A 17,982-nucleotide genomic window follows, 5' to 3' on the forward strand; every position below is an offset into this window, starting at 1 on the left:
CTGCAAACGTCCGAGCTTATATCTCCGTCCAGTAAACCAGTTCGGCGGAATGAAATGCTTTCAGACCCGTCTCTGTTTCAATTTGTAAGGTACCGTCCGCCTGAATTCCGCGTAAGATTCCGGTCACGGTCTCTTGCCGGGTCCGCAATGTCACTAAATCGTTTAACCGATCGGCATATTTCTCCCATGCCGGGACAAACGATGCGAATCCTTCCGTCAACCATTTCTTGTACATCGGTTCAAACGTGTTTAAAAACAACCCGACGATTTCAGCGCGGGCGATTGACTTTCCTGTTGCTAAATGTATTGAGGTCGCCCGGTCCGATAAGAGTTCCGGAAATTGTGTGTGGTGGACATTGATACCGATTCCGATGATGACGGAATTGATGCGATCGGCTTCCGTCTGCATTTCCGTCAGGATTCCGGCCACTTTTCTTCCGGCAATCAATACATCGTTTGGCCATTTAATCGTCGCCGGGACGTCCAGTGTCCGTAATGTCTCGGCTAAAGCGATTCCGGCAAGTAAGGTCAATTGCCCGGCCTGGTGAAGCGGTGCTGTGGGACGCAAAATTAAACTCATCGCAATACCTGCACTCCGTGTCTCGTGCCAGGTCCGTCCAAGTTGTCCCCGTCCGTCGGTTTGAAAGTCACAGACAATTAACGTCCCTTCACTTGCCGCTTGTTGCGCCTGCTCATGCGCAATCCGTTGTGTGGTTTCCGTCTGTTCGAGATGAATGATCTGTTGTCCCAAAGTGTCCGTTCGCACATACTGCTGAATCGCAAGCGGCGTCAACCGGTCACCCCGATCCGCCAAATGATACCCGGTTTTCTTATGGGCTTCGATGATATAGCCGTCCTCTTTCAAAGCCGCGATTTGTTTCCAAATGGCGGTACGTGAAATATTCAATTGATCCGCCAACTCTTGACCGGATATCCAGTCAGCCTGCATCAATGCGTGGAGGATCCGGTCCCGTGTTGATTTTTCCAATTCATCACTTCCTTTAACAGAATCTCGCGTTCATTATCCAACTGACGATGCACGACTTGCTGCTCCAAATGATGGAGTGCCTCTTTAATCTGATGTTTTCGTAAACCAAGATCCATCATGTCCCGTCCGTTGACCGCCAAGTCTTGCAAACGCCGAATCGGCAAGGACGCCCGGCCTTCGTGACGGTACCCCGTCATCTGATTCAAATGGTCCAATTCTTCATCCGACAACCGGTAACGTTGCCAATCGGATAACGTCTGTTCGTAAACGAGCGGAGCGAACGTCTTTGCCCGTCCCTCTTGTTTTTTAGACCGTTTCCATGCCCGTAAAGACTCGGGACGGAGTCCGGCCACCAAAACGAGCGTCCATACGTCATCCGGCGACACCCCATTAAACGGTAACAGCATTAACTGATGCAGTATCATATCGTTCATATGCGGCATATAGTGTCCGATTCCCGTCCGACGCATCGCCGCTAAAGCAGCTTTGCGTCCGGGACCTAACAGCAGTTTTTCAAATTCAATGGCAATCCGTTCAACGGCAACGGATGAAAGGTGCTGTTTTTTATTTTCGATGGCCCGTTCTGTCTCCGGATCGAGTGTAAACTCCAACTGACTCATGAAACGGAACGCCCGGATCATCCGCAGGGCATCTTCATCAAACCGGTCTTCCGCCCGCCCGACTGTCCGGACGACTTTCGTCGCCAGATCGGCTTGACCGCCGAACAGATCGACGAGACCGCTCGGCTTCAGCGCCATCGCATTGATGGTGAAATCACGGCGCGTCAGATCTTCCTCCAGGCTGACACCAAGCGTTACTTCGTCCGGACGCCGCCGGTCACTGTACGTACTTTCCGAACGAAAGGTCGTCACTTCAAACGGCACATGATCAAGGACAACCGTGACGGTTCCGTGATCCAGTCCGGTCGGAATCACGACCGGAAACAGGTGCATGACCGCTTCCGGAAGCAGCGACGTTGCCAGATCATAATCTCCGGGTTCGCGTTTAAGCAACATATCCCGAACCGCTCCCCCGACGATATAGGCTTCGCCGCCTGCCGCTTCAATCGTTTGGATGATCTGATTCGCAGACTCAAGCGTTTTCATATTGCGCACACACCCGTTCATATAACAGTTCATAAGCACGGACGACCTGATTGGAATCAAACCGTCTCCGGGTATCGCGGATTCCTTCCTCTGCCAATTCTTCCCGCAGAGCCGCGTCATCCGCCAACTTCCCGATCCGGTCCGCTGCCGTTTTGACATCATAGGTCGGAACGATGAATCCTGTTTTTCCGTCTTGAATCACTTCCGGTAATCCTCCGGCACTCGAGACGACGCTCGGGACACCGACGGCCATCGCTTCAAGAACAACCAGTCCGAAGGCTTCTTTTTCCGACAACAGTAAATGAATATCGCTGATTGCCAGCAACTGAGCGACATGCTCCTGTTTTCCGGCGAAAATGATTTTGTCGTAAATTCCCAGTTCCTTCGCCCGGCGTCTCGTCTGTCCCATTTCCGGACCGTCCCCGACCAACAATAACCGCATCGCACGGTCTTTTGAAGCGATCGCAAACGCGGCAATCGTATCGTCAATTCGTTTAACCGGTCGGAAATTCGAAATATGAATGACAACAATCTCATCCGGCTCGATACCGTAATGCCGCTTCAACCGTTCATCCCGCATCGGATAATACATACTTTCGTCAATCGAGTTCGGGATGACTTCAATCGCATACTGTCCATTTAATGTTATGTTCGTTTCGAGGGCCAGGCTTTCCGAAACCGCCGTGACGGCATCCGAACTTTCGATTCCGTACCGGATGGCCGGTTGCATCTCCAAGTCCTGACCGATGACGGTAATGTCCGTCCCGTGTAAGGTCGTCACGACACCAACCCCTTTTTTCTTCGCCATATTCCGCCCGAGTTCCGCGCATACCGCATGCGGGACCGCGTAATGCGCATGAATGATGTCAAGATCAAACAGATCGATCACTTCCGCGACTTTTGACGCCAGGGTAATGTCATACGGGGGATATTTAAAGACCGAATATTGATTCACCTCAACCAAATGAACGGTAATGTTCGGACGATATTCCGTCAAGCGGAACGGAATGCTCGAGGTGATGAAATGAACATCATGCCCCCGGTCCGCTAACTTCATTCCGAGTTCCGTCGCCACGACACCACTGCCGCCGACCGATGGATAACAGAGAATCCCAATCGCTTTTTTCATATCTAGTCACTCTCTCCTCATTAAGTAATGTCCTGTAAGTAATGTCTTGTCCCTGCTCATTGTAATCAAATTGCCGACTAAAAACTACATCCGCCACTTTTCGAACGATTTTCGTCAGAAAAGCTAGTCTTTTTTGACGTCTGCCGTTACCCTAGAGAAAGAGTCATGTCAGAGAGGAGCAATCAGATGGCACCCCCATTTCAGTTTCCGATTCGTATTCAAAACATCATCTGGATTTTGATCGGATCCTTTATTTTCGCTTTTGGTATTTATCATTTTAACGTGCAGAACGAGTTGGCAGAAGGAGGATTTACCGGAATCACTTTGATCTTGAAAGGACTGTTCGGTTTTTCCCCGTCCGTTACGAACTTGTTGCTCAACATTCCGTTATTTCTCGTCAGTTATAAACTGCTCGGACGGACGACGTTCGTCTATACATTAATCGGAACGTTCAGTTTCTCGATTTGGTATGGATTGATTGCAAAATATTCTCCGCTTGAAATTTTCTTGAAAGACGATATGGTTCTCGCAGCCTTGTTTGCCGGGGTTTTCATCGGTGTCGGGCTCGGTATCATTTTCAATAATGGCGGGACGACCGGCGGGGTCGATATCATCGCCCGCTTGACCAAACGGTATTTTGGCTGGTCGATCGGCAGAACGTTTATGGTCTTCGACTTTTTTGTCATCGTCGCTTCACTGAGCTATCTCGACTATAAACAGGCGATGTATACATTACTTGCCGTCTACGTCGGAGCACGGGTCATTGACTGGATGCAGGAAGGCACCTATGCCGGAAAAGCGGCGATGATCATCAGCGATCAACGGACGGAGATTGCAGACGGTATCCATGCGACGATGAACCGCGGGACGACCCGTCTGATCGCCAAAGGCGGCTACTCGGGACGCGACTTGGAAGTCTTGTACGTCGTCGTCGCCCGCAATGAAATCACACGATTGAAGACACTTGTCAAATCAGTCGATCAACATGCTTTTATCACCCTGCACGATGTCTATGAAGTGACGGGCGAAGGGTTCACCTTTGATGAAAACCGGGTTCCGATCAAAGAAACGTAATCAATGGCAATAAAAATGACGAGAAATCCATTGCGGATTTCTCGTCATTTTTTGTTTCGATTCGATTAGTTAGTCATCACTTGACGGTGCAAAGACAATCAAAGCCAAACGGACGAATTCAGCAATCGCGACGAGTGTCGCAGCAACGTATGTCCAAGCTGCAGCATTCAAGACACGGCGTGAGCCGCGCTCTTCTTCCGCATCGATGATCCCGTGTTCCGTCAACTGGGCCATCGCCCGGTTCGACGCATCAAACTCGACCGGTAACGTGACGAGTTGGAAGATGACGGCTCCGAGCATGAGAATGACCCCAAGCATGGCAAGTCCGCTCATTCCGGCGAGGAAACCGATCAGTAACAACGGGAACGATAAGTTGGATGTGATCGAAGCCACCGGCGCAATCCGGTGACGAACCCGCATCATGCCGTAGTCGGTTGCATCTTGAATGACGTGCCCGATTTCGTGGGCAGCAATCGAGACGGCTGAGACAGTCGAACCGTAGTAAACATCTTCCGACAAACGGACGACTTTATTCGTTGGATCGTAATGATCGGACATCGTTCCGCCGATTGGTTCAAGACGCACATTCGTGATTCCGTTTTGTTTCATGATGAAATCTGCGACCTGTGCTCCGGTCACGCCGCTGTGAATCGGAACTTCCTGATATTTCTTGTACGTTTTTCTGACACGCATCTGCGCCCAAATCGGCACGATGATGATGATGGCCAGATAAATCAAATAGTTCGCCATGTCGTCGCTTCCTTTCATAAAAAAAGATTATAGTCTTATTTTATGTTCAAGCGACCTTATTGTCAATCGAATCGCGTGCCACAAACCAATATCCCATCAAAAGACATAATCCGGTCAGCCAAAACGAGCCGTACCCGATCCACTGGATATGTTCGGCGAGTGCCGGATATCGGGGCCATTGTCCGAGCACATAATCGACGACATCGTTATGGACGACCCAAATTGCGACAAGGACCAGTTCTTTGACCCGAAACGTCATGACCGGCACGTAAAGCAATGCCTGAAACGCCATCGCCCCATGCGAGACCATCAGCATCAACGCCATGGCTGTCAAATAGGAATTCTCCGTCCCGAGTTCCCGTAACATCAAAGCATTCATGACGACCGCCCATACCCCGTATTTGATTAACGTCACAAAGGCAAGGGCTTCAAATAAACGGGAACGGCGGTTGAAAATCCATAAAAAGACGATAATCGTAAAAAAGAACGAAGCCGTCGGACTGTCCGGAATGAACGGATAATAGTACCACTTCGACTGCGCCAGTTGGGGTTGATACCAGTAATAGCCGTATAATGTTCCACCCAAATTAATCAAGGCGAGTGGCCAAAGCACAGCTTTATGTTTTAACAGATGAATGAACGGCATGTATTGTCACCTCATGATAGACAAAAACCGGAGGAAAATTCCCCCGGCCGGTTGTCTTATTTATTGTTTTCTCCGCCTTCACCGTATGAAGCGATGAATTTAGCAAGTTCTTTATGTTCGGCATCTGAACCTTTGAACTGTCCAGCAGGCATCGAACCGACACCTTTGACTGCGATATCATAAATTTCTTTTTCTGTCTTTTTCGTCCCAACGAGGGCTGGAGCTGCTGCGCCGCCTTCGAGGTTCTTACCGTGACAGTTGACACATGATTGGTTCGAGTAAATCTCGAATCCTTTTGCGGATGTATCGATTTTTGGACCTTCGTTCATTGTCAACTCACCTTGTTTGTGGATAGTATCCCAGTGTGTTGTCTGAACCGATTCCCATGTCAAGAAGACGATCGATACGATTGCAAGTAACATCATGCTGACGGCGATCGGACGTTTTGCCGGGCGGCGTTCCAATCCTTGGTCGAGCCATGGCGCTACCAGCAATGCTGTAAACGCAAGACCAGGCAGGATGACCGTTCCCATTAAAATGTACGGACCAGCCGCGAATTGGTATTTCAAGAGCTGATAGAGGAATAGGAAGTACCAGTCCGGAAGTGGAATGTACGACGTATTCGTCGGGTCAGCAATATTTTGAAGCGGTGCTGCTTCAACGATTGTCAAGGTCATGAAGCCGATCAAGAAGACCGCTCCTACCATCCATTCGCGAAGCAAGAAGTTTGGCCAGAACGCTTCCGTCCGACCTGGATACTCCGAATAGTCTTTTGACTTGTTCGGCATCCGGTTGTTGATCGACACCCGTGAATCGGTGACGAATTTCATTCCTTTACCACGATGCATCGTGTTCTCCCCCTTTTAGTTGTCTAATAATAAGTGTCGGTTTAAAGTGGTCCAGAGATCCCTTGTTTCCGGATCATCATGAAGTGGGCCCCGAGCAAGACGAACAATGCTGCAGGAAGGAAGAAGACGTGAATCGCAAAGAATCGAGCGATTGTGCTTGCACCGACGATTTCTCCACCCGCCAGGAGTGTTTTTGCAATACCACCGATGACAGGAATACTTTCCGCGATTTGAATCGTAACTTTTGTCGCGAACAATGCTTTCATATCCCATGGCAACAGGTATCCTGTCAAACCAAGTGCTAAGACAACGAAGAACAACAGTACGCCGACAACCCAGTTCAATTCACGTGGTTTTTTGTATGAACCTGTGAAGAAGACACGTAATGTATGTAAGAACAACATTACGATGACGACCGATGCGCCCCAGTGGTGCATACCACGGACGATTTGACCGTGAGCTACTTCATTTTGAAGATAGTACACGGACGCATGCGCATTGATGATGTCTGGTACGTAATACATTGTCAGGAACATTCCTGAAAGAATCTGGATGACAATCGTAAAGAATGTCAACCCGCCAAAACAATAAACGAATGCTGAGAAGTTATGGGCCGGGTTAACGTGTTCTGGAACTTCATGATCGGCAATATCCCGCCAAAGCGGCGTGATATCAACGCGCTCATCAATCCAATCATAAATTTTTTGCATCATCGCTTACGCACCTCTTTCGACTGGTTTACCTAGGTAAAGGAAACCATCTTTCTCTTGCTTTTCATATTCATCAAGCGGTTTCGTCGGAGGCGTACCTGGTACGTTGACGCCGTCTTTCGTATACCGGCCGAAATGACATGGGCAATAGAATTGTTCTGGGTGCGTCGGATCCGCTCCAAAACTGACCTGGCATCCTAAGTGTTTACAGATCGGTGATAAAGCTAACACTTCGCCTTTATCATTTTTAAACACCCACGCAGATAACGTTTCTTCAAACTCATACCACGCATCCTGTGTTTGTTTTTTGAAGTCAACCCGTTTTGGTTCTGTCGTGATGTCCGACAACTTCATTACTTTTACTTTATCGCCTGCTCCTGATTTCTTCAGGACTGGATCAACTGCGAAGTTGACCATCGGCATGACCATCGTCGCCGCCATAAAGCCGCCGACTCCAGTCAATGTATACGTCAAGAATTGACGACGTGTTACGTTAGACCCGTTTTGAGCCATCTCGATCCCCCCTCGTGATGTACACTGTGCCCCAAGACCACGGTACTTCACACAAATTTCTCACATGGTAATAGTATCTTAATAAAATCATTGCGTCAACCGCTTCATAGCGCGGTCCAGCGGTTTCCTAACTGCTCTAAGACTTGCCCGACAAAATTCCCGACCATCTGACCTTGTTGATCGCGGCTCATCGTCTCAAGCGATAAACGTGGGACATAAATAATGTCCGTGACCGATGTCTCTTTCCACCGTAAATCGGCAGTAATGAACGTCACAAATCGAAACTGTTCTGAAGATGCCGCCTGTTCCCAACTCGTAAGCTGGTCGATGGACGGTTCACCGATATACGTCATCGGCGGTACAAGCATTGCCCGTCCCGACAATTGCCGTTCGACTTCCGTCGCGACGGTCATCGTCATATCTGCACATTCCGAGAAAGCATGCATCGCTTCGTCGAATCCGACGGGAATCAATGGGACAATCAACGTATCGATATACGCTTGTTCGTTTCTCGTCCTTTGAACATCGGATGGTTTGAAACGCAAGTCATTCCCCCCTTTCCTGTTCACTTACATTTCGTCACATTTAATGTATCATATCCGCTTTTGTTACTGCTTCTTTAATGTGAACGTTTTATGAAATTAGCTACAATTTTTCTTCATATTTTCCCCTTAGTTTCGATTTCGAAAAAAAGCCTCCCTTCAGTACAGTCGAAGGAAGGCAAACGACTCGATTTTTCAATCAGAGTTGGCTGCGGATGATTCGCAATTCGTCCGAAAGCGATTGGAAACGATGTTTATCCCGGGCGTCAAGCGCCTCGTCGATCAATCGGACTAAACGTTCTTCTTCTTGACGGTTGACCGTCGCCGCAATGAAATTCATCGCAGCATCGGCCAGTTTCGGTTCAACGGCTACTTCCGGTCGGAACGGATTTTCCTCCAACAGCGAGAGGTACTCGTCATCCATCATCATCCCTTGAAAGTTCAACTCGATATACAGCGGCTCATCCGTCAATCGAATATCATGGTAGGCTTTTTCCGGATCGGTCGTTTTGACCTCTCCTTTTTTAAAGAGAAACGGGTCTGCATCAAATCCATATGTCGTAATGATCATTGCTTTTGGCGCAAACATGGCATTTTGAACAAAGTGAACCTGTTCGAGCTTCGAATCGTTTCGAAGCCAATAATCGATGATCCACTTTGATTCCCGACGTTTCAACGTATAATAGGTCAAGATGCGGCGCAAGAAACGCTGCTTTCTCTCTGTCATCTTAATCCTACTCCCTTCTCCAGTGAAGTCATCCATCCATTCGTTCGACATAGTCGACTAAATCTGCATCTTCCGGTGTCAGTGCAGCCGCCCGGCGTAATAAGATCAACCCTTCGTCCCGGCGTCCTTCTTCCACAAGCGCATATCCATACTCTTTTAAGAATAACGCATCATCGGCAAACGCAGCCTCTACTTGCGCATATTTCTCCATCGCTTGCGTATACTCTTCTAATGCATATAACGAGCGTGCCCGGTACCAGGTCAGAATCGGTGCCGTCACATGTTCTTCGATGGCGGAAATCGTTTCAAGCGTCGCATCGTGATCTTCATCTTCCGCGAGCAGTGCGAGCAGTCTTTCGGCCGCGACGAGTGATTCCGGATTGAGGGCCAGAGCTTCACGCAATGCTTTCACACTGCCTTCCCGGTCTCCAAGTTTCAAGAGGAACAATGCTTCCATCGTCCGCAACTCATCATTGTAATCGTCGCGCTCGATCCCCTGTTTGATGACATTAAGCGCTTCTTTCGTCAGTCCGAGTTCAGCCTGACTTTCCGCGTACGGCACATATGCCGACGTATAATCGGGATCCTGGGCAATCAGTTGTTGGAATGTCTCGACTGCTTTTTGGTGTTGTCCGACCCGGTGCGCCGTCATCGCGAGTCCGAACAATGTATGCAGATCCGACCGTTCCGCTACCGCACGTTCATACAGTGGAATCGCTTCTTCGAACTCCCCGATCATGGCCAATGCTTCCGCATAGAGAGCATCAAGCGGCAATTCTTCCCGCAAAACCGGATCAGCCGCAATTTCAGCAAACAAAGGAACTGCTTGATCAAATGCACCGAGTGTCATATACAGTTCAGCCAGTCCGTAGGCAAGCAACGGTTCATTTGGTGCTAATTCCCGGGCTTCTTTTAACTTGGCCAATGCTACTTCATCAAGCCCTTGAGACTGATACAAGTCGGCGAGCAACACCAACGTCCGGGGACCATTTTCGATATCCGTCACATCCACCTGTTCCAAGACCGTGATGGCCTCTTCTTCCCGGTCGAGATCGATGTAACATTCGGCAAGTAATAATGCCACACCGGCATTCCCTGAGTAATCGACGTACAACGGAGCCAGCAGATCGACGGCGCGGTCGGATAATCCTAATTCGATGTACAAATCAGCCACCGCCAGACGATCTTCGTCCGTTCCTGTTTTTTCGAGTTGTTCGAGTGCGACTAACGCTTCAGACGTATGCCCGTGTTCGAGACTCTCGACTATTTCTTTTAATACGTGTTCATTCAAGGCAAACGCCTCACTTTCCTCTATTTCACTGTTCGAGATCTTTTCAGCGATTCGTTTGTTGCAGTGTCTTTAAATCATCATAAAACGTCGGGTAGCTGACTTCAACTACTTCATTCCCGAGGACCACGATTTCCGGCTGTAATGTCGAAGCAATCGTCAACATCATCGCCAAACGGTGGTCTCCAGCACTGTCGACCGTCGCTCCGACAAGCGGTGTCGGTCCGTCAATAATCATGCCGTCTTCCGTCGCCTCAATCTGCGCACCAATCTTTCGCAGCGTCGAGACGACCGTCTCGATCCGGTCTGTCTCCTTAACACGCAGTTCCGCTGCATCCCGGATGACGGTCCGTCCTTCGGCTTGTGTCGCAAGCAGGGCGAGCAACGGAATTTCGTCGATCAACGAAGGAATTTGTTCTCCTTCAATCGCCACGGACTGCAGAGAGGTCGTCATCAGCGTCACGTCAGCCGTTTCTTCTCCCGCCGTCTCCCGGCGGTTCGTGATTTCGACACTGGCTCCCATCTGCCGTAACACTTGTAAAAATCCAGTCCGGGTTGGATTCATCAAGACATGTTCCGTCGTAATCCGACTGTCAGCTCCTAAGGCAGCCGCCGCCCACCAAAAGGCGGCAGAAGAAGGATCACCCGGAATATCGATCGTCGTGGCCTGCAGGCGGACCGGTCCTTGTAGACGAATTCGCCGTCCCTGCTCCTGTTCTTGAATGGTAAGATCGGCTCCGAATTTCGGCAACATCCGTTCTGTATGGTCCCGTGACAGAATCGGTTCGACGACCGTCGTCTCGCCGGTCGCAAACAATCCGGCTAGTAAAACCGCACTTTTGACTTGAGCGCTCGCAACCGGTAACGTGTAGGTCGTCCCGACAAGCGGTTGACCGTGAATCGTCAGCGGCGCGTATGTCCCCTCAATGTCTGCTCCGAGTGTCGCAAGCGGCACTGTCACCCGGTCCATCGGCCGTCGTTGTAATGAAGCGTCTCCTGTTAAGGTGTACGTTTCCTGACCGCCCGCCAAAATACCACTCAGCAAACGAATCGTCGTTCCTGAATTACCGCAGTCGATCGTCGCTGCCTTTAGAGCAGTCGTACCGGTAATCCGGATGTCTTGTTCCGTCTGCTGAATTTGTGCCCCAAGTGCCTCGACTGCTGCAAGTGATGCCAGACAATCTGCCCCTAACAAGGCATTTGAAATCACTGTCGTCCCTTCTGCGATTCCACCCATCAAAAAAGCGCGATGGGTCATCGATTTATCGCCCGGTACGCGTACTGTCCCTCTTAAGCCCACTGTAAACACCTCACTGTTTGATCATATGCGTTCTTTAGACGTTCATGATCGATTGCTTCCAAGGCAAATCCATCTTGACCTTTTACTGCAAATCGAATCGATGCATCATTTTTTTTATCCCGTTTCATCAATTCCAAGTATCTTTCAAACGGTTGACGTTCCGGTAACACGACACCGAGCCGGTGAATCAGCTCGACCAATTGTTTGGCTTGACGTTCGTTGCCTTCAAGGATCGATACAAAAACCAGTCCGATCCCGACCGCTTCTCCGTGGGACAGATCCTCACTCGCATATTCGACGGCATGGCCGAAGGTATGCCCGTAGTTTAAAAAGGCACGAATGCCGGTTTCCCGTTCATCCTGCTCTACGATATGCTGTTTCACCTGAATGCCGGCTGAAATCCAGTCGGCGAGCGGCAGTTGTTTGATGTCTGCCAGCCCCAATCCGAACAGCTCTTCCGCAAACGGCGGACGCGCCAATAATCCGTGCTTCAGTAATTCAAAAAAACCGCTTCTCCATTCGCGGTCGGACAATGTTTGTAAAAAAGCCGGATCGTATAAAACGGCAGACGGCTGATAAAAGGCACCTACTAAGTTCTTACCCAAACGTAAGTTTAATCCAACCTTTCCTCCGACACTCGAATCATGTGCAAGTAATGTTGTCGGGATTTGAATGAAGGGAATACCACGCAGAAAAGTCGCAGCGACGAATCCCGCTAAATCACCAATCATACCGCCCCCGACAGCAAGAATCATCGTCTTTCGTGTTGCGCCCTGTTCAATTCCTTCTTCAAGCAACCATTGATAGACGGATAAGGATTTACTGCCTTCCCCCGGCTCGACGGTACTGACATGCTGAGCCGTCATCGGAAAAATGTGCTCGAGTTGACGGCGGATTGATGTCATATGCAGATCTGCCACGGTCTGATCCGTAATGATCCAGAATCGATCCGCTTCCTGCGCTTGTTTCACTTCATGAATCTGTCGGATGGCATCCGGTTCGACATAGACGGAATAAGGACGGCTCGCCCGGATGGTCAGATGCGTCAAAAGAGACGCACCTCCTCCCGGTAAGCTGTGACAGCCTGTTTCAGGCGGTCAAGCGTCGATGTACCGAACATCTCAAGGACAGCTGCCGCAATCTCGACGGCTACGACGGCTTCCAGTACGACTGCCGCCGCCGGAACGGCACAGGCATCACTGCGTTCGACCTGAGCGACAAACGGCTCCTTTGTTTCGATATCGACGGACTGGAGAGGACGATATAACGTCGGAATCGGCTTCATCGCCACTTGGACCCGAATCGGCATTCCGGTCGACATTCCGCCTTCAATCCCGCCCAGATGATTCGTTTTGCGGAAATATCCGGTTTCGTCGTGCAGGATTTCATCCTGGACGGTGCTGCCTTTTCTGCGCGCCAAATCAAATCCGTCGCCAAATCCGACTGCTTTCATCGCATTGACACTGATCACAGCCCGCGCGATCCGGCTGTCGAGTTTCGTCTCATTTTGTGTAAAGGAGCCGATCCCCGGCATCATATCCGTCACGACGACTTCGACTTCCCCGCCTAATGTATCTCCGTCTTTTTTAGCTTGGTCAATCGCCGCCATCATCCGCTCTGCTGCCGCTTCGTCGGCACAGCGAACAGGTGACGCCTCAATCACTTCCCGGTACTCCATCGGGTTGACGAACTCCGAATCGATGCCCCCGATGGAGCGGACATGAGAAAACACATCGATTTCCAGTTGACCGAGCAGTTGTTTGGCAATGGCACCGACTGCGACACGTGCTGCCGTTTCCCGGGCGGACGAACGTTCCAGGACATCGCGTAAATCCCGGTGTCCGTATTTTAATCCGCCGACCAGATCGGCATGACCCGGGCGTGGACGTGTCAGCGTCCGCGGACGTTCCAGTTCCTCCTGCAACGGTTCGGCCTGCATGACTTTCGTCCAGTGCGTATGGTCTTTATTCTCAATAAACAGACTGATCGGTGCGCCCGTCGTATAGCCGTGCCGGATCCCCCCGCGGACATCTACCGCATCCTGTTCGATTTGCATTCTCCGTCCACGACCGTAACCGCCTTGACGTCGTGTCATCTCATGTTGCACTTTATCAAAATCAATGATGAGACCAGAAGGGATTCCTTCGATGATGACCGATAATCCTTTACCGTGTGATTCACCTGCTGTCATGTAACGCATGTTGCCTCATCCCCTTTTATCCATTAAATTTTTTCATAAAAAAAGCTTTGTTTCATCTTTAAGCCAAATCGTTCCGGTTGGAAAATCTGTTCTGTTCCGCCGACAAACAAAATGCCGCCCGGTTTCAAAGCTTCGACGAATGACCGGTAGACATGTGCCTTCGCTTCCTCTGTAAAATAAATCAAGACATTTCGACAGATGATCAAATCAAATCCTGTATCATACCGGTCACCGAGTAAATTATGTTTACTGAACCGAACGAGACGTCTGATTTCAGGAACGACTTCAAACTGTTGTTCTTGTTCGATGAAATAACGTTTTTTTCGTCCTGCTTCCACTTCATTTAAAGCGGACACCCCGTAGCGGCCTTGTTTCGCCTTCTCAAGGACTAACTCATCTAAATCCGTTGCTTGAATCGTAAATTGTGCCGGATCGAGCTTTTCGTTTAGGATCATCGCCAACGAATACGGCTCCTCACCTGTCGAACAGGCGGCACTCCACGTCCGGATCCGCCCGTGGGCACGGGCCTGCAACACCGGCAAGATATCTTGCTCCAGTTGTTGCCATCGAATCGGGTTCCGGAAAAACTCACTGACGTTAATCGTCATCCGATCCAAAAATTCTTCGTACAAAGTCGAACTTTTTTCCATCGCCTGCATATAAGAAGCAAATGTACTGTATCCTTTTTTATCACGTAATGCTGTTAATCGCCGCTTCATCTGGGCTTCTTTATATTGTCCTAAATCAATTCCTGATTTTTTCAAGAAACGTTGGATGAAAAGCTCATAGTCCTGCATAGTCCACCTCACAAATCCTCTCTCTGGCGGGATTGCTTTTTAGGCACTCCCTGTCTTATTTTCTATCTTAGCATAAAGCCATTTCCTTTCCAAAAAACAAAAAAAGACGATTGAGCAGTTGCTCAATCGTCTTGCCGATCTCAAACGTTTAACGGTTGTCCTTGAAACCAAAGACCGAGTTCACGCTCGGCACTTTCAACACTGTCTGAACCGTGAATGACATTCTCGCTCATCGTGTTTGCAAAATCGCCCCGAATCGTTCCCGGAAGTGCTTCCGTCGGTTTCGTTTTACCAATCATCATCCGCGAGACCGTGACTACATCTTCGCCTTCAACACGAAGTGCGACGACAGGACCAGATGTCAAGAAAGTGACCAACTCTCCGAAAAATGGTTTTTCTGCGTGTTCCGCGTAATGAGCCTGTGCTAATTCTTCAGTCACCTGCATCATTTTCATTTCACGAATTACGAATCCCTTACGTTCGATACGAGCGATGATTTCCCCAATCAAACCTCGTTCAACGCCATCCGGTTTTACCATTAAAAACGTTTGCTCCATTACTAGTTCCCCCTATGAAATACAGATAAAAAAGCGCTTACATAGTAAGTTTACTGCGTAAATGGACAAGCGGCAAGAAATTTTTTACATTTTTTCAACCTTTACGTTTCCCGACATACCGGGCGACTTCTTCCAGCGACCGTTTCGCTGATGATTTCGGAAGATGACTCAAACGAAGAATGGCCCGCCGAATGTATAAATCGACGGTTTGTTGCGTTCGTTCCAAAGCATCTGATCGTTGCAACCGGTCCAGTAAAGGAGCCACCTCTTCATGACTCGGCATTGAGCGGATCTTTTGTAACTCCCGGAAAAAGTCTTGATCTTCTGACGCATAAAATACAGGCAATGTTTTATGACCATGGCGTAAATCTTCTGCGACAGGTTTTCCAAGTTCAGTCCGTTTCGCTGTAAAATCAAGCAAATCATCTGCAATTTGGAAAGCTAGACCAATGTCACGCCCAAATTGTCGTAACGCCTTTGTATCTTCCGGTGAACAGTTCGAGACGATCGCCCCGAGATGACAACTGGCTTCAATTAAGATAGCCGTTTTCCGTTCGATCCGTTTAATATAGCGTTTGATGGACTGTTCCCAGTCGTACTGATCGTAAATCTGCTCGATTTCACCTTCACAGATTTCACGCATCGCATGGACCATCACCTGGACCAGTTCCGGCTTGCCGACTTCTCCGATCAACTTAACCGCCTCACCGAATAAAAAATTACCGGAATAGAGAGCCACTTCTTCATCAAAATGTTGCATGACGGTTGGTTTGCCGCGACGCAGTTCCGCGTCATCGATCACATCATCATGGACAAGTGAAGCCATATGGACAAGTTCAAGACTGGCTGCAACACGGACCAGCTCATCACGGTCGGCCTGACCGAACTTTGATGCGAGCAATACAAAGGCCGGCCGAATGCGTTTACCGCCTGCTTGAAGCAATTGTTGTCCGGCAGCATCGATGGTCGGATCGCTCGATGCGATATGACGGATCAAAAATTGATCCACTAAATTTACTTCTTTGGTTACGTCTCGATAAATAGAATGCAGTGACATCTCACCACTTCTTTCCGAGGTGCATTGCAGCCGCCCCACCTGCAAATGCTTTAACTTCCACTTGCATGAATCCGGCTTGTTCAAACAGTTGTTTCAGTTCGACACGATCAAGGAAAACTTCCGTTGACTCTTGCAACCAGTTGTATTGATCGTAGGATTTGGCAAACAAACGACCGACCTGCGGCATGATTTTTCCGAAATACAGAGAGTAGGCTTCCTTAAACAGCGGTGCCGTCGGTTGACTTGTCTCAAGGCAGACGACCGTCCCGCCCGGTTTTAGGACCCGGTGCATTTCTTTGATGACCTGCAAATAATCCGGCACATTCCGCAGTCCAAATCCGATTGTCACGAAATCAAACGAATGATCGCCAAACGGAAGCTCCATCGCGTTCCCGTGAATCAACTCGACATTTTTCATCTCAAGCGCCTCAACTTTTTCAACACCGACTTTCAGCATGTTCTCGGAAAAATCAAGTCCTTTGATGACACCGGTCGGACCGGCTGCTTTCGCAAGCTGAATCGTCCAATCAGCGGTTCCGCAACATAAGTCGAGACACTTCGCACCTGGAAACACGTTCATCCGGCGCATCGTTTCTTTTCTCCACAATTTATGAAGGCGGAAGCTAATGATGGAGTTCATTTGATCATAATTGCTTGAAATCGATTGAAACACTTCATATACTTTTTTCTCTTTTTCTTGTGTCTGCACGCAGTTCACCCTTTCGAAGATATTACGCTACTGCCATCTGTTCCAGATGAGATAATAACAGTTGTTGAGCACTTGATTGTAAGCTTTGTGCCCGTTGACGAATCAAACGTTGTCCGTCCTCCGTCAACCAGTCTCTTCCGCTAATCGCTGCTAGTCCTTGAACCAATCCGAATTCTGCCTTTAACCATAATAAGACATACTCTTCGGTTGAATCGTAGTTTTCCTCATGAAGGGCACATTTCGCTTCGTTCACATGCTGAACGGTCCGCCCGAGTGTTACGAGTGCCGTTTGGGGAAGCGACGCCAATTCTTCAAAGAAGTAGCTCGAAAATAAATCTCCCGCCAGAACCAACAGTTGTCGTTCTTTTGAACCTCTTTTGGTTTCTCCGACACGTTCATGTAACAGTAAGGCCACCTGTGCATAATGCACACCTTTGACAAGTGATTGCCAAGCCAACGTTTCATTTTGGGCGACATCGATCAACCAACTGATTTGTTCACGATTGATGGAAGGGAAATCCACATGCCGAGCCAATTGTGTCGTTTGTTTTGTAGTGAGTGCGGTGATCATTTCTTCCACGAGCAGCTCTTGATGATTCATGCTTTTACCCCCCGATCTCCAGTGCCATCTCGTTGATGGATTTTCTTCTTTTTTAATATACCATAATCAGTTCGTTTTCTCGTCTCTCAATGTCCACAAAAAAAGCCGTCCGAGGAATTCCTCGAACGACTATGTAGCCGAATTACTTAACAGCATCTTTCAATGCTTTACCTGGTTTGAAAGCCGGTACTTTGCTTGCTGGGATTTCGATATCTTCTTTTGTACGTGGGTTGCGACCTTTACGAGCTGCGCGTTCACGGACTTCGAAGTTACCAAAGCCAATCAATTGGACTTTCTCTCCAGACTGAAGTGTCTCAGTGATCGATTCGAATGTTGATTCGACAACTTTCGTCACGTCTTTTTTAGTCAGACCTGATTTTTCGACAACTGCTTGAATGAGTTCAGTTTTGTTCATTACGTTCACCCCCTCCCAATCACTT

21 protein-coding genes are annotated in these 17,982 nt (G+C 49.0%); 1 reads left to right on the plus strand and 20 read right to left on the minus strand.

Annotation, left to right across the window (positions count from 1 at the left end):
* Nucleotides 1-16: 16 nt before the first annotated feature.
* From R7V76_RS04445 to bshA, 3 genes are read right to left on the minus strand one after another with little or no spacing between them, the layout of a single operon-like run.
* On the minus strand, nucleotides 17-988 hold the full coding sequence (locus R7V76_RS04445; protein ID WP_318091430.1) for a biotin--[acetyl-CoA-carboxylase] ligase: 972 nt from the start codon (nucleotides 986-988) through the stop codon (nucleotides 17-19).
* Nucleotides 949-2,094, minus strand: a complete 1,146-nt coding sequence (locus R7V76_RS04450) for a CCA tRNA nucleotidyltransferase (protein WP_318091431.1) — start codon at nucleotides 2,092-2,094, stop codon at nucleotides 949-951. The genes R7V76_RS04445 and R7V76_RS04450 overlap by 40 nt, the downstream gene beginning before the upstream one ends.
* Complete coding sequence (gene bshA, locus R7V76_RS04455) at nucleotides 2,081-3,223, minus strand: N-acetyl-alpha-D-glucosaminyl L-malate synthase BshA (protein WP_012370653.1); 1,143 nt, start codon at nucleotides 3,221-3,223, stop codon at nucleotides 2,081-2,083. Before bshA ends, R7V76_RS04450 begins: the two co-directional genes overlap by 14 nt.
* A 186-nt stretch (nucleotides 3,224-3,409) precedes the next feature.
* Between bshA and R7V76_RS04460 the strand changes: the two genes are divergently transcribed.
* Complete coding sequence (locus tag R7V76_RS04460; protein ID WP_290828686.1) at nucleotides 3,410-4,297, plus strand: YitT family protein; 888 nt, start codon at nucleotides 3,410-3,412, stop codon at nucleotides 4,295-4,297.
* A gap of 69 nt (nucleotides 4,298-4,366) precedes the next feature.
* Here the strand turns inward: R7V76_RS04460 and R7V76_RS04465 are convergent, their stop codons facing one another.
* The 17 genes from R7V76_RS04465 to R7V76_RS04545 form a co-directional block, all read right to left on the minus strand.
* Entirely contained in the window at nucleotides 4,367-5,047 is a 681-nt protein-coding gene (locus R7V76_RS04465; RefSeq protein ID WP_012370655.1) for a zinc metallopeptidase, read from the minus strand.
* Nucleotides 5,048-5,093: 46 nt separating this feature from the next.
* Nucleotides 5,094-5,693: a DUF1405 domain-containing protein gene (locus tag R7V76_RS04470; RefSeq protein ID WP_318091432.1), complete on the minus strand. Its 600-nt coding sequence runs from the start codon at nucleotides 5,691-5,693 to the stop codon at nucleotides 5,094-5,096.
* A 56-nt stretch (nucleotides 5,694-5,749) separates the two neighbouring features.
* Nucleotides 5,750-6,541 (minus strand): menaquinol-cytochrome c reductase cytochrome b/c subunit, encoded by a 792-nt coding sequence (locus R7V76_RS04475; protein WP_214848919.1) that lies wholly within the window; start codon nucleotides 6,539-6,541, stop codon nucleotides 5,750-5,752.
* Between the two features lie 41 nt (nucleotides 6,542-6,582).
* The gene (gene qcrB / locus R7V76_RS04480; protein WP_012370658.1) at nucleotides 6,583-7,254 is read right to left on the minus strand and encodes a menaquinol-cytochrome c reductase cytochrome b subunit; all 672 of its coding nucleotides are present in this window, start codon (nucleotides 7,252-7,254) and stop codon (nucleotides 6,583-6,585) included.
* A gap of 3 nt (nucleotides 7,255-7,257) precedes the next feature.
* Complete coding sequence (locus R7V76_RS04485) at nucleotides 7,258-7,764, minus strand: ubiquinol-cytochrome c reductase iron-sulfur subunit (protein ID WP_026828085.1); 507 nt, start codon at nucleotides 7,762-7,764, stop codon at nucleotides 7,258-7,260.
* A 104-nt stretch (nucleotides 7,765-7,868) separates the two neighbouring features.
* Nucleotides 7,869-8,309, minus strand: coding sequence for a DUF2487 family protein (locus R7V76_RS04490; RefSeq protein WP_114595567.1), 441 nt, complete (start codon nucleotides 8,307-8,309; stop codon nucleotides 7,869-7,871).
* A gap of 196 nt (nucleotides 8,310-8,505) precedes the next feature.
* Nucleotides 8,506-9,033 carry a ReoY family proteolytic degradation factor gene (locus R7V76_RS04495; protein ID WP_012370661.1) on the minus strand — a complete coding sequence of 176 codons (528 nt, stop codon included), beginning with the start codon at nucleotides 9,031-9,033 and terminating at the stop codon, nucleotides 8,506-8,508.
* Between the two features lie 28 nt (nucleotides 9,034-9,061).
* Nucleotides 9,062-10,324 carry a tetratricopeptide repeat protein gene (locus R7V76_RS04500; RefSeq protein ID WP_012370662.1) on the minus strand — a complete coding sequence of 421 codons (1,263 nt, stop codon included), beginning with the start codon at nucleotides 10,322-10,324 and terminating at the stop codon, nucleotides 9,062-9,064.
* Nucleotides 10,325-10,367: 43 nt separating this feature from the next.
* On the minus strand, nucleotides 10,368-11,621 hold the full coding sequence (gene aroA, locus R7V76_RS04505) for a 3-phosphoshikimate 1-carboxyvinyltransferase (RefSeq protein ID WP_318091433.1): 1,254 nt from the start codon (nucleotides 11,619-11,621) through the stop codon (nucleotides 10,368-10,370).
* Complete coding sequence (aroB, locus tag R7V76_RS04510) at nucleotides 11,612-12,670, minus strand: 3-dehydroquinate synthase (RefSeq protein ID WP_318091434.1); 1,059 nt, start codon at nucleotides 12,668-12,670, stop codon at nucleotides 11,612-11,614. The genes aroA and aroB overlap by 10 nt, the downstream gene beginning before the upstream one ends.
* Nucleotides 12,667-13,821 carry a chorismate synthase gene (gene aroC, locus R7V76_RS04515; RefSeq protein WP_318091435.1) on the minus strand — a complete coding sequence of 385 codons (1,155 nt, stop codon included), beginning with the start codon at nucleotides 13,819-13,821 and terminating at the stop codon, nucleotides 12,667-12,669. The genes aroB and aroC overlap by 4 nt, the downstream gene beginning before the upstream one ends.
* 23 nt (nucleotides 13,822-13,844) lie before the next feature.
* A complete protein-coding gene (locus R7V76_RS04520; protein ID WP_318091436.1) occupies nucleotides 13,845-14,618 on the minus strand; it encodes a CheR family methyltransferase in 774 nt (257 codons plus the stop codon).
* Nucleotides 14,619-14,758: 140 nt separating this feature from the next.
* Entirely contained in the window at nucleotides 14,759-15,175 is a 417-nt protein-coding gene (ndk, locus tag R7V76_RS04525; RefSeq protein WP_012370667.1) for a nucleoside-diphosphate kinase, read from the minus strand.
* Nucleotides 15,176-15,269: 94 nt separating this feature from the next.
* Nucleotides 15,270-16,184 carry a polyprenyl synthetase family protein gene (locus R7V76_RS04530; protein WP_318091437.1) on the minus strand — a complete coding sequence of 305 codons (915 nt, stop codon included), beginning with the start codon at nucleotides 16,182-16,184 and terminating at the stop codon, nucleotides 15,270-15,272.
* Nucleotides 16,185-16,233: 49 nt separating this feature from the next.
* A complete protein-coding gene (locus tag R7V76_RS04535; protein ID WP_012370669.1) occupies nucleotides 16,234-16,941 on the minus strand; it encodes a demethylmenaquinone methyltransferase in 708 nt (235 codons plus the stop codon).
* 22 nt (nucleotides 16,942-16,963) lie between these two features.
* Nucleotides 16,964-17,542 carry a heptaprenyl diphosphate synthase component 1 gene (locus R7V76_RS04540; protein ID WP_012370670.1) on the minus strand — a complete coding sequence of 193 codons (579 nt, stop codon included), beginning with the start codon at nucleotides 17,540-17,542 and terminating at the stop codon, nucleotides 16,964-16,966.
* A gap of 142 nt (nucleotides 17,543-17,684) precedes the next feature.
* Nucleotides 17,685-17,957, minus strand: coding sequence for an HU family DNA-binding protein (locus R7V76_RS04545; RefSeq protein ID WP_012370671.1), 273 nt, complete (start codon nucleotides 17,955-17,957; stop codon nucleotides 17,685-17,687).
* Nucleotides 17,958-17,982 lie beyond the last annotated feature (25 nt).

It is taken from the genome of Exiguobacterium artemiae (assembly GCF_033342815.1).
Classification (GTDB): domain Bacteria; phylum Bacillota; class Bacilli; order Exiguobacteriales; family Exiguobacteriaceae; genus Exiguobacterium_A; species Exiguobacterium_A artemiae_A.